At 68.6% G+C, this 12,568-nt stretch carries 10 protein-coding genes; all 10 read right to left on the bottom strand.

The features are described 5' to 3' along the window. Window positions 1–58: 58 nt before the first annotated feature. Entirely contained in the window at window positions 59–1,786 is a 1,728-nt protein-coding gene (locus tag PIR02_09115) for a glycogen debranching protein (protein ID WZH38819.1), read from the bottom strand. 17 nt (window positions 1,787–1,803) lie between these two features. Continuing rightward, entirely contained in the window at window positions 1,804–2,619 is an 816-nt protein-coding gene (locus PIR02_09110) for a carbohydrate ABC transporter permease (protein ID WZH38818.1), read from the bottom strand. A gap of 2 nt (window positions 2,620–2,621) precedes the next feature. Continuing rightward, a complete protein-coding gene (locus tag PIR02_09105; GenBank protein WZH38817.1) occupies window positions 2,622–3,593 on the bottom strand; it encodes a sugar ABC transporter permease in 972 nt (323 codons plus the stop codon). A 29-nt stretch (window positions 3,594–3,622) separates the two neighbouring features. Then, complete coding sequence (locus PIR02_09100) at window positions 3,623–4,870, bottom strand: extracellular solute-binding protein (GenBank protein ID WZH38816.1); 1,248 nt, start codon at window positions 4,868–4,870, stop codon at window positions 3,623–3,625. Window positions 4,871–4,970: 100 nt separating this feature from the next. Further along, on the bottom strand, window positions 4,971–5,972 hold the full coding sequence (locus tag PIR02_09095; protein ID WZH38815.1) for a LacI family DNA-binding transcriptional regulator: 1,002 nt from the start codon (window positions 5,970–5,972) through the stop codon (window positions 4,971–4,973). A gap of 320 nt (window positions 5,973–6,292) precedes the next feature. After that, on the bottom strand, window positions 6,293–7,306 hold the full coding sequence (locus PIR02_09090) for a LacI family DNA-binding transcriptional regulator (GenBank protein ID WZH38814.1): 1,014 nt from the start codon (window positions 7,304–7,306) through the stop codon (window positions 6,293–6,295). Beyond that, the gene (locus tag PIR02_09085) at window positions 7,299–8,831 is read right to left on the bottom strand and encodes a sugar ABC transporter ATP-binding protein (protein ID WZH38813.1); all 1,533 of its coding nucleotides are present in this window, start codon (window positions 8,829–8,831) and stop codon (window positions 7,299–7,301) included. Before PIR02_09085 ends, PIR02_09090 begins: the two co-directional genes overlap by 8 nt. A gap of 54 nt (window positions 8,832–8,885) precedes the next feature. Next, on the bottom strand, window positions 8,886–9,905 hold the full coding sequence (locus tag PIR02_09080) for a sugar ABC transporter permease YjfF (protein ID WZH38812.1): 1,020 nt from the start codon (window positions 9,903–9,905) through the stop codon (window positions 8,886–8,888). Next, a complete protein-coding gene (locus tag PIR02_09075) occupies window positions 9,905–10,948 on the bottom strand; it encodes an ABC transporter permease (protein ID WZH38811.1) in 1,044 nt (347 codons plus the stop codon). The genes PIR02_09080 and PIR02_09075 overlap by 1 nt, the downstream gene beginning before the upstream one ends. Next, complete coding sequence (locus PIR02_09070) at window positions 10,945–12,546, bottom strand: sugar ABC transporter ATP-binding protein (protein WZH38810.1); 1,602 nt, start codon at window positions 12,544–12,546, stop codon at window positions 10,945–10,947. Before PIR02_09070 ends, PIR02_09075 begins: the two co-directional genes overlap by 4 nt. Window positions 12,547–12,568 lie beyond the last annotated feature (22 nt).

The raw sequence follows: 12,568 nt of genomic DNA, 5'->3' as shown, positions 1-12,568 counted from the left end.
CCGTCACCCCGCCAGACGAGCCGCGTGCCCTCGACCGCGAAGTGCGCGGTGACGCCGCTCACGAGTCCGCCCCGGCCGCGCGCTGCAGATGCTCGTGCGCGAAGACGAGGTACACGCTCGCCGTCCACGTGTAGGCGCGGTCACGCAGGCCCGCACCCGCCAGGGCGTCGAAGTTCTCGGCGAAGCCCGACCTCTCGCACAGCGCGCGGAAGCGTTCGTTGATCATGTCGGCCAGCTCGACGTGCCCGCCGCGACGCAGCCCCTCCTCGATGAGCATCGTCGACGGCGCCCAGATCGGACCGCGCCAGTATCCGTCGTCCTCGTACTCGGGCGTCTCGACGAGCTGCGTGGCCGGACCCCATTCCGTGAGGTGGGCGGCGATGCGGGTCGCCAGCGCGTCGGACACCGCCGCGGAGAAGCGGTCCGCGGCGAGCACCGGCAACAGGTTCAGCAGACTGGTCCGCTTGCTGACCGTTCCGCTCAGCGCCCCGACGGCGAAGAAACCATCGTCGTCGAGCAGGTCGCGCAGGAGCGCCTGCTGCACCCGGTCGCGCTCGGCCCGCCACGATTCACCTTCCCCCGTGTCGAGTTCGTCGGCGAGGGCGGCGAGCACGTCGAGCTGCACGACGAGGAAGGACGCGAGATCGGGAGCCTCGATCACCCGGTCGTGATCGAACGTCGTCGAGTTGTCCCACCCGCTGTCGTTGCCGTGCTGGTAGAAGGGAAGCTCATGCCCGGGCGCCGTGCGGTAGTCCAACCAGAACCGGGACCATCGGGAGAGACGCGAATACGCGCTGAAGAGCTCGTCCTCGGTGACCGGACGCGCGAGACGTTCGCGCAGCTTCCCCCAGGCCCACCCATGGATGGGCGGCTTGACGTAGTTGTAGAGCACCTCGGAGTGCGTGATCGAATCGGGCATCGCGCCCGCGGCATCCTGGTGATCGAAAGGCGCGAAGAACTGATCGAGTGCGGCGTCGGGCAGCCCCGGCGCCAGCGCGAGGGCGTTGAACGTGTGATCCCAGCTCCACACCTTGTCCATCCAGTGCTTCGACATCAGCACCGACTCGCGCGTGACGAACCCGGCGGGGGCGACCGTGGCCGACCACAGCACGTACGCGGCACGCGCGACGGCGGGGGTAGCGTCGGTCCGCCACGCGGCGATCTCGTCGAGATACGCCGTGAACTCCTCCGCCACCCGCGCGCGGACGGCGCCGAAGTCGTCCGACGCCCGATACGGCGGCGCGGCCGCCTCGATCTGTTCGATCGCGATCTCCCACCCGTCGTCACCGCGCACGGTGAGCGCGCGCACGCTCTGCCCGAGCGCTTCGACGCCCTCCGCCGAGATCGTTCCCGACAGCACGGTGACGCGGTACCGGCGCCCGGTCTCGTAGGAGGTGAAGACGTATGCCCCGTCGAAGGGGTCGCGGAAGAAGTACGACCCTGTGAACGGCGTGAGCTCCTCGACCGCGTCCGCCAGGGTGAAGTCTCCACCGTGACCGGCGATGCGGACGACGTCGACCGAGGCGAACACCGCGGTCGCCACGGCCCGCTCGCCCACCACCCACGTCAGCGAGGCCGCGTCGGCCTGCGTCGTGGCATCCGCCCGCTCTCCGTCGACGGTGGGGGTGAGGCGGAGGACGGCGTGCATGCCGGTGATGTGCGAGACGAGGTGCACGTCGTCGACCTGTCGGTGCAGGCCCACGACCGGCGACAGGTCGAGCCACGAGCCGCGGTAGCTGAAGGGGATTTCGCGCACGTCGAACGTGGGCAGGAAAGAATGCGACACGCCAGGCCTTTCGGGGGTCAGTCTTTGACGGCGCCGGCGGTCACACCGGCGGCGACATAACGCTGGGCGAGGATCAGCAGGACGGCGGCGGGAATGGATGCCACGACGGCGGTCGCCATGATCGCGTTCCACTCCTGGTTGTTATTGCCGATGTAGCGGTAGATGCCGATCGTGATGGGCTGCAGCTTTCCGCCGCTGTTCAATGTCGAGGCGAAGATGAAGTCCGACCACGACCAGAGGAACGCGAACAGTGACACCGTGACGATCGAGTTGCGGCTGACCGGGAGCACGATCGAGCGGAAGGTCCGCCACGTCCCCGCGCCGTCGATCCGCGCCGCGGCGAGCAGTTCGTCGGGGATGCCGCGCATGAACGCCGTGAAGATGAGCACTCCGAACGGCACCGCGAGGGTGGAGTCGGCGAGAATCAGGCCGGGGATGGTGTTGAGGATGCCCGCGTTCAGATAGATGGCGTAGAAGCCCATCGCCATGATGATCCCGGGGATCATCTGCGCGATCAGCAACGCGAAACTGAGGGCGTCGCCGCCGCGCGGGTGCAGCTTGGCGAGCGAGTACGCCGCCGGAGCCGACAACAGCAGCGTCAGCACGACGGTGCCGAGACCGATCACGAAGCTCGTGCCGAGGTACGGCAGCTGGTCGGAGAGGACCCTCTCGTAGCCCTCGAAGGTGGGCGTGAGCGGGAACAGGTCGGGGGGCGACTTGCGCATGTCGCTCTGCGGGGTGAGCGAGACGTTGATCATCCAGTAGATCGGGAACAGCATGACCGCGGTCAGCACGATCCCGATCGCGGTGATCCACCAGGGGCGGCGCGTCATGATCAGACCTCCAATCGGCGCTGGGCGCGGATGTAGATCAGCCCGAAGACCAGGGCGATGACGATGAGCAGGTTGCCGACGGCCGCGGCCGGGCTCAGATCGGGCAGGGCCGAGCCGAATCCGAGCCGGTACGACCAGATCGCGAAGGTGGTCGAGCTCGACCCCGGCCCACCACGGGTCATGATCCAGATGATGTCGAACACCTTCAGCGTGTAGACGAGTCCCAGGAGGATCGTGATCGCCGAGACGGGGCGCAGGAGCGGGAAGGTGATGCGCCAGAACTTCTGCCAGGCGTTCGCTCCGTCGATGGATGCCGCCTCGTAGATGTCGCTCGAGATGTTCTGCAGACCGCTGTAGAGGATCACGAGATTGAACGGGATGCCGATCCAGATGTTCGCGATGAGGACGGAGACCAGCGCCCACTGGGGCGAGGTGAGCCAGTTGACCGGATCGATACCGACGACGCTGAGGAGATAGTTGACGACGCCCGAGTCGGAGTTGAGCATCCACGACCACGCGGAGGCCGAGACGAGCAGAGGCAGGAGCCAGGGCACGAGGAACAACGCGCGCAGGGTCGCCGAGAGGGGGAACCGCTGGAAGAAGAAGACCGCCAGAGCCATCCCGATCGAGTACTGGAACACGATGGAGACGAGCGTGAAGGTCGCGGTGTTGGCGAGGGCGGGCCAGAACGTGGGGTCCCGGAAGACGCTCACATAGTTCGCGAACCACACGAACGGTGCGGTGCCGTCGATGAACGAACGGACGGTGTAGTCGCGCAGGCTCAGATCGAGGTTGCGCACGAGCGGATAGGCGTAGAAGACGACCAGGTAGATCACGACGGGGGCGAGAAACGCCCAGGCGGCCCACTGGCCCCGGCGCCGCGGACGGCGATCCGGGGTGGGGAGGGCGGTGGTGGCCGCCGCCCTCCCGGAATCGCCGGTGCCCGTCGAAGCAGTGAACTGCGTCGCGGTCATGTCGGCGTACCCCTTTCAGGAATCGGGTGTTACTTCGAGGAGGCGGCCTGCTGAGCGGCCTTCAGGGCGTCCTGCGGCGACTGCGCACCCGTGAGGGAGTTCTGCACCGCCGTCCACAGCTGCTCGGAGATGACCGGGTACTTCGTGCCGAGGTTGTCTCCGGTGCGTGCCTTCGCCGCGTTCACGGCTTCGACCCACGGCTCGAGCGTCGGGTCCTGGGCGAGCTGCTCCTTCTGCGCCTCGGGGGTGGCCGCGATGTAGTTGAGCGTGTTGTCGGTGCCCACCACGTTCGCGGTGCTGGTCAGGCACTCGACGATCTTGGCCGAGGCGGCGTAGCGGCCCGCGTCCTTCTGCACGGGGAGCGTCAAGAACTCGCCACCGGTGGGCGCGGGGGCGGCTCCGCCCTTGGCGCCGGGGATCGGGATGACCTGGTAGCCGGCCTTCGCCGCTCCCGCCTTCTGCCACGTGCCGTTCTCGGCGAAGCCGAAGTCACCGGTCTCGAACTCCTGCCAGCTCGTGGTCTGGGTGTTGTTGATCACCGAGTTCGGCGCCCAGCCCTTCTGCACCCAGTCGGTCCACAGCTGCACGGCCGAGACCGCTTGCGAGGAGTCGAGGGTCGTCAGGTCGGCACCGGCTCCCCAGAACCACGGCAGGAACTGGAAGCTGCCCTCTTCGGTACCGATGCCCGAGAACGTGATGCCCTTCTTCCCGGACGCGACGACCTTCTCGATCGCGACGTTGAGCGTCGACCAGTCGGTGATCGACGACGGGTCGACCCCGGCGGCGCTCAGCACGGTCGGGTTGTAGTACAGCGCCAGGGTGTTGGCCCCGATCGGGACGCCGTAGGTCTTCCCGTCGACCACCGAGGCGCCGAGGATGTTCTCCGCCACGTCGCCGACCTGCAGGTTGTTCTCGTCGGTGGAGGTGACGATCCCGGCCTCGACGAGGGTGGAGACGGCGGGGTTGTCGATCAGCAGGATGTCGGGCGAATCGCCCTGCTGTCCGGCGAGCAGCGCCTTGGAGGTGAGGTCGCTGGTGTCGAAACCTGTGCGCTCCACGGTGACGCCGGCTTCGGCGGCGCATTTGTCGATGACCTTCGCCCAGTCGGACGAGGCGTCGTACTGGGGATACGGGTCCCAGAAGGTGTAGGTGCCGCCGGCGCCGCCGTCGGTGCTGCCACCGGTCGATCCGCCGGAGCATCCGGCCAAGACGCCCACGGCGACGGCGCCGATGGCGATCGCGCCGAGAGCCCGGGTACGGGTGTTGTTCGTGCTCACTGCAATTTCCTCTCTGAAATGTGACTGCGTTGTCGTGCGAGCGAGGGAGTTGAACCGGTTCGACGATGGGCCGACGAGAACGGAGAACACCCTCGCCCCGTCAGGCGGTGCTCCCCCTGTCGGTGAGCTCCGGCTCGATGAACCCCACCACGGGAGGCCCGTACGTGGGGTCGGCGATGCGCCGGACCAGGTGCTGGACCGCCTTTCGGCCCAGCCCGTCTGGAGATGTCTCGACTGCCGTGTAGGGCAGGAGGAAGGTGCGTCCGAAATCCTGCGAGTACAGGCTGATGACGGACAGGTCGCGCGGGACGACGACTCCGCGCTCACGCAACACCGCCGGAAGCGCCGCGATCGAGGCGTCGTTGTGCACGACGAGCGCGGTCGAGTCGGTGCGAGCGTCGAGGATCGCATTCAGGCTCCGCTCGATCCCGGGCTGCTGCGACTCGCCGTAGTACGGACGGACACGGATGCCATAGCGGGCAGCTCGCTCCAGGGCGGCGTCGCGGAAGCGCCAGGCGTAGGCCCCGCCCCGCTCGAAGACGTGGCGCGGGGGCGAGACGAGCACGATGTCGCGATGGCCGAGACCGTAGAGGTGGTCGATCGTGATGCGGGCCGCCTCGCTGAAGTCGAGGTCGAAGACGTCGACGCCCTCGGTATCGCGCGGGAGGCCGACGAGCGCACCCGGCTGGCGCGCCTGGCGCAGGGCCTCGAGACGAGGGTCGTCGTGCGTGACGTCGAGGAGGACGACGCCGTCGACCATGTTCGACGACGTGATGCGCTGGACGGCGCCGGGCCCGTCGGCATCGGTGACCATGAGGATGTCGTACCCGAGCTCGCGCGCAGCGTTGGAGACGGCGAGGATGTACTGCAGCATGGCCGGCGGGAACTCGTCCTCATGGAACTGCAGGAGCAGTCCCAGCACCATGGTCTGCGAGGTGGCGAGCGCCCGTGCACCCGCGTTGACGGTGAAGCCCAGTTCGGCGATCGCGAGATCGATGCGCTCGCGCGTCTCGCGCGAGATCGGGCGGTTGCCCGACAGCGCGTACGACACCGTGCTGCGTGAGACACCCGCGGCCTTGGCCACATCGCCGATCGTCGGCATCGGTCACCTCCTCGTCATCGAACCGGTTCGACCACTGTAGGACGGGTTCACTGTCCGCGCAAGAGGCGATGTCGTCGAATTCGGTGTCGGGTGCTCGCATGGGGCGGGGCGGCTGCCGCGGCGGGGCCACGCATAAACGCTATCCGCGCGCATAAACACGCTCTCCCCGCGTTTATGCGAGTGGATCGCGTTTATGCGGGGCCAAGGCCCGCACCCCGACGCGCGGGAACAGCGACCCGGCCCGACGTGCGGGAACAGCGACCCGGCCCGACGTGCGGGAACAGCGACCCGGCTCGACGCACGCGAGCGAACTGCGCGGCTCAGCGCTGAAGCGGAGCAGACGACCGCACGACCAGGCGGGTCGGCAGCGGGGTGCTCTCGGTCACGGTGTCGGGCTCTTCGACCAGGAGCAGCACCTTCTGCATGAGGATCTCGCCGAGCGCGGCGAAGTCCTGGCGCACGGTCGTGAGTGAGGGATACACGAACGCCGCCTCGGGCACGTCGTCGAAGCCGACCACGCCGATGTCCTCGGGCACGCGAAGTCCGCGCTCCCGGAGCGCCGACAGCACGCCGATCGCCATCGAGTCGTTCGCGACGAAGATGCCCTCCCCCGGAGACAGGTCGGCCTCCGAAGCGATGCGATACCCGCTCGCCGCCGACCAGTCCCCGTGCACCGCCGGGGTCGACTGGGCGCGGGCGGCCGCGATCTCCTCGCGCCAGCCGCGGACGCGCTCCACGGCGTCGGGGTTGCGAGCGGGCCCGGCGATGTGGCGGACCGTCTCGTATCCGGTCTCGAGCAGGTGGCGCACGGCGCTGCGCGCCCCCCGGTACTGATCGATGGCGACCAGGCGGGGATGTGGACGAGCGCTCGTCGCCGCGGCGACGATGGGCACGTCGATGTCGAGCGCCTGCACCGCCGCGAGCACCTCGGTGTCGACGACGACGAGGACGATGGCATCCACCCGCTGCTTCAGCAGTCCGTCGATGGCCGCCCGGACGGGAGCGACGTCGCTCTGGGGAGAGCTGATCGCGTCGACGTTGTACCGGGCGGCGCGGGCGGCGAAGTTGAAGTTCGTCGCGATCGACGTCGGGCCGTAGTCGACGGTGCCCGGGGTGACGAGACCGATCGTGCGCGTGCGACGCGTGACGAGGGCGCGCGCGGCGGGCGACGGACTGTAGCGCAGCTGCGCGATGGCCTGCTCGACACGCGCGCGGGTCGCCGGCCGCACGTTCGGCATGTTGTTGAGCACGCGCGAGACCGTCTGGTGCGACACCCCGGCGAGACGGGCGACGTCGAAGATGTTCGCGGTGCGCGAGGCCTTGTCGTCAGCCACCGCTGCCCTCGTCTCCGCTCGTGTGACCCGCCACGAGCGCGAGCAGGGCGTCGGAGGTGAGGTCGGCGGCCGGCACGATCTGCGCGAGCACCCCGTCGCGCATGACGGCGACGAGGTGGGCCACGCGCAGCACCTCGTCGAGCTCCGCCGAGATGTAGACGATCGAGAGGCCGTTGTCGCTGAGCTCGCCGACGAGACGCTGGATCTCGGCCTTGGCGCCCACGTCGATGCCCCGGGTGGGCTCGTCGAGCACGATGAGCCGCGGCGACAGTGCGAGCAGGCGCGCGAGCAGCACCTTCTGCTGGTTCCCACCCGACAGCGTCGAGACCGGCCGATCGATGTCGGCGGGCCTGATGTGCAGCGCCTCGACCCAGCTCGTCGCCAGTTCGCGGCGGCGCGCGGTGCTCAGGCGGTGGAAGATCCCGCGCTGCGCCTGGAGCGCCAGGGTGATGTTGTCGAGCACGCTGAGGTCGCCGATGACCCCCTCGGTACGGCGGTTCTCCGACGAGTACGCCACGCGGCGGCGGATCGCCTCCCGGGGCGACGACAGGCGCACGGGTTCGCCGTCGATGCGCAGCTCTCCCCCGTCGGGCCGGTCGACGCCGGTGAGCGAGCGTGCGAGCTCGCTGCGCCCCGACCCCAGGAGACCTGCGACCCCGATCACCTCGCCCTCGGCGATGTCGACGTCGGCCTCGCGGAGTCGGACACCGGATGCCAGTCCCCGCGCGCTCAGCACCGAGGGCCCCTCGGCCGCCTCCGCCTCGCGCTGACCGAGCGGGGCGAGCACGTCGGCGGCGGCGCCGAGCATCTTCTCCACGAGGTCGATGCGCAGCAGCTCCCGCGTGCCGTACTCCCCCACGAGACGCCCGCCGCGCAAGACCGTCACGCGGTCGCAGATCTCGTAGACCTGATCGAGGAAGTGCGAGACGAAGACGATCGCGATGCCCTGGGCCTTGAGGTCGCGGATGACGCGGAAGAGCTCGGCGACCTCGTCGGCGTCCAGGCTCGAGGTCGGTTCGTCGAGGACGAGCACCTTGAGCTCGGTCGACACGGCACGGGCGATCGCGACGAGCTGCTGCACCGCCAGCGGATGGGAAGACAGGACCGAGGCCGGATCGACGTCGACACCGAGGGATCCGAGGGCGTCGATCGCCCGCTCGCGCATCGCTCGGTGATCGATGACACCCCACCGGCGCGGCTCGCGGCCGAGCGAGATGTTCTCGGCGACAGTGAGGTTGGGGAGCAGGTCGATCTCTTGGTAGACCGTCGAGATGCCGACCGCCTGCGCGTCAGCGGGAGAGCCGAAGCGCATCTCGCGGCCGCCGAGCTCGATCTCACCGGCATCGAGGCGCAGGGCCCCGGTGATCGCTTTGATCAGCGTCGACTTCCCGGCGCCGTTCTCTCCCATGAGCGAGTGCACCTCGCCGGGGCGCAGCCGGAAATCCACGTCGGACAGCGCCGACTCGACGCCGAAACGCACCGTCGCCCCGCGCACCTCGAGGAGGGGCGGAGCGACGGTGGACATGGGGTCAATCATGCCCGCGTGGGAGGGCGAGCGCTAACACGACGCGGGGCCGGTTCAGCGGCTCAGTGCGGAACGCGAGACGATGATCCGCTGCACCACGACGAACAGCAGCAGCAGGGCACCGACGGTGATGCGCGTCCACGACTGCTCGGCACCCGAGAACGAGATGATCGTGCGGATCAGGCCGTACACGAACACCCCGATCATCGAGCCCAGGACGAAGCCGCTGCCGCCCGTGAGCAGCGTGCCGCCGATGACGACCGCGGCGATCGTGTCGAGTTCGGTCCCCACGCCGTTCAGGGGATAACCGGCACCCGAGTACGCCGTGAGGACGATGCCGGCCAGTCCGGCGCACACCCCGCTGATGACGTACACCGAGAGCTTCGTGCGCACGACCGGCAAGCCCATGAGCCGGGCCGACTGCTCGTTGCCGCCGAGCGCGTAGACGGTGCGCCCGAAGCGGGTGTAGCGCAGGACGAACGCCGCGATCGCGACCGTGAGCAGAGCGATGATGCCCGTCGGGGTGATGTACCACCCCGCGAACGAGAAGCGCGTGGACTGCAGCCAGAGGATGCCCTCGTTCTCGACCTTGATCGACTCGAGGCTCACCACGAACGCAAGCCCCCGGGCCAGGAACATACCGATGAGTGAGGCGATGAAGGGCTGGACGTCGAAGAACTGCACGAGCACGCCGATCAAGAGACCGATCGCCGCTCCGATCAGCACCATCGCGGGCACCGCCACGACCACGGGAACCCCCTCGCCGAGGAGCTTCGCGCACAGGATGCCCGTGAAGGCCATCACCGCGCCGACGGAGAGGTCGATCCCTCCGGTGAGGATGACGAAGGTCATCCCGACAGCGAGCACCAGGAGATAGGCGTTGTCGAGCAGGATCGACGACATGATGCGCGGGAGCTGGAAGTTCGGGAAGTAGGCCATCGATCCCGCGATCATGATGATCAGGATGGCGACGGCGGCGAACACCGGGACCCACGAGATGTGGCGGCTGAGGAAGCGGCGGTACGTGCTGCTCGACGACGAGGAGCTGCGTTCCGCGGCGGTGAGAGTGGTCATCAGGACAGCACCTTTGCGTCGGGACGGCGGGTGATCGGGCGGGCCGCGGAGCGACCGGCCGTGTGGATGAGCGCCCGGAAGCGCGGCGACTGCAGCAGCACGACGACGAGCACGGCCGCGGCCATGAACACCGGACTGACGGCCGGCGGCACTCCGAGGAAGGTGATCGTGCTCTTGAGCGTCTGAATGGTGAAGACGCCCACGACGGTGCCCGCGATGCTGAACTTTCCGCCCGCGAGCGAGGTACCGCCGAGCACCACCGCGAGGATGGCATCCAGTTCGATGTAGAGCCCGGCCGCGTTCGCGTCGGCGGCCATGATGTTCGAGCTGTAGAGGATGCCCGCCACACCGGCGAGCGTGCCGCTGGCGATGTAGGCGCCCCAGATGATGCCACGGGAGCGGACGCCGGCCAGACGACTGGCCTCGGGGTTGATGCCGACGGCTTCGGTCAGCATGCCGAGAGCGGTACGACGTTCGAGCACGCCGACGATGACGACCGCGACGATCGAGACGTAGAACGCGAAGGGAAGTCCCAGCACGTATCCCTGCGCCATGAACTGGTACGGGTCGCTGTTGATCGTGGTGATGAAGCCCTTGGTGATGAGCAGGGCGACCCCGCGGCCGGCGAGCATCAGGACGAGCGTGGCGATGATCGGTTGGATGCCGAGCACCGACACGAGGAACCCGTTCCAGACCCCGAGCAGCAGGGCGGTGCCGACGGCGGCGACGATGGCGATCATCACGACCGCGAGGTTGCCCGGTTCGGGCGACGCTTCGATGATCGTCAGCGCCACCGCGCCGGACACCGCCATGATCGCGCCGACCGAGAGGTCGATACCGCGGGTGGCGATGACGAGCGTCATGCCGAGCGCGACGAGCATGAGCGGAGCGCTGTTGCGCAGGATGTCGATCAGCGAGCCATAGAACTGGCCGTTCTGCACGGTGATGCTGAGGAAGGAGGGCCGCGAGATCGTGTTGATGGCGATCAGGGCAATGAGCGCCGCGATCGGCCAGACGAGGCGGTGCGTGAGGAACTTCTTCATGCGATCTTCTCCCGATCGGACGACAGTGTCTCGGGGGCGGTGGGGGCAGGGGTGGTCTCGCCCTGACCTTCGGCGATGTAGGTCACGAGGTCGTCGAGATCGACGTCCTTCGTGGCCAGCTCGCCGATCTTACGACGGTCGCGCAGCACCGCGACGCGCTGGGCGAGGCGGAGGACCTCTTCGAGTTCGGACGAGATGAAGATGACCGAGAGGCCCTTCTCGGCGAGCTCGGCGACCTTGCGTTGGATGTCGGCCTTCGCCCCGACGTCGATGCCGCGCGTGGGCTCGTCGAGGATCAGCAACTCGGGGGCGGTGGCCAACCAGCGCGCCAGCAGGACCTTCTGCTGGTTGCCGCCGGAGAGGTTGCGGATGAGGGCGTGCGGGTTCGCCGGTCGCACACCGAGGGCGGTGATGTACTCGTCGACGATGGCCTGGGTCTCGGCCGCGCTGACCTTGCGCAGCGCACCCCGCCGGGCCTGGACGCCGAGGATGATGTTCTCCGCGACCGTGAGATCGCCGACGATGCCCTCGGCGCGGCGATCCTCAGACGAGAAAGCGATGCCGCGATCGAGGGCATGCCGTGGCGAGCCGGTGCGAGCGTTCGCGCCTCCCACCTCGAGAGCACCGCCGTCGGAGCGGTCGGCTCCGGCGATGAGACGCGCGAGCTCGGTGCGGCCCGAGCCGAGGAGTCCCGCGAGCCCGACGACCTCGCCCCCGAACACGTCGAGGTCGACGGGCTCGAGGGCGTTCTTGCGGCCGAGGCCCACGGCCCGCAGCACGGGAGTGCCGGAGCGGTCGATGGGGCGCTCGGCACTGGCGGAGATGGCATCCAGTTCGCCGAGCTCCCGACCGATCATCTTCGCGACGAGCTGCTCGCGGCCGAGCTCCGCGACGGGGTACTCCCCCACCAGGGTGCCGTTGCGCAGCACCGTGAGGCGGTCGGAGATCTCGTAGATCTGATCGAGGAAGTGCGAGACGAAGAGGATCGCGACGCCGCGGTCGCGCAGATCGCGCACGACACCGAAGAGTTGCTCGACCTCGCCGCGGTCGAGGCTCGAGGTGGGCTCGTCGAGAACGAGGACCTTGGTGTCGACGACCATCGCCCGGCTGATGGCGACCAGTTGCTGGACGGCGATCGAGTGGCTCGCGAGGATCGACCGAGTGTCGATGCGGACACCGAGCTCAGAGAGATGACGCCCGGCTGCGACGTGCGTCGCCTTCCAGTCGATCATCCCCGCGCGGCGGACCTCCTGACCGAGCATGACGTTCTCGCCGACGGTGAGGTTCTGGCAGAGGTTGACCTCTTGATAGACGGTGGCGATGCCCGCCACCTGCGCGTCGGCGGTGGTGCGGAAGAGCCGCTCCTCCCCGTCCACGCGGATGGTGCCGGCATCGATGCCGTAGACGCCGGTGAGGGCTTTGATGAGCGTGGATTTGCCGGCGCCGTTCTCGCCCATGAGGGAGTGGACTTCGCCGGGGTAGAGAGTGAAGTCGACCCCGTCGAGGGCTTTCACTCCGGGGAAGGAGATGCTGATTCCTCGCATCTCCACCACGGCGGCCCGCGGGCTCGGGACCGCGGCAGCACGTTCGGATGTCATGCTCGATCGCTTTCTGGGGTGC

It is taken from the genome of Microbacterium enclense (assembly GCA_038182865.1).
In the GTDB taxonomy this organism is placed as follows: Bacteria; Actinomycetota; Actinomycetes; order Actinomycetales; family Microbacteriaceae; genus Microbacterium; species Microbacterium enclense_B.
The sequence above is the reverse complement of the archived record's forward strand: the minus strand, read 5'-3'. Positions and strand labels throughout refer to the sequence as shown.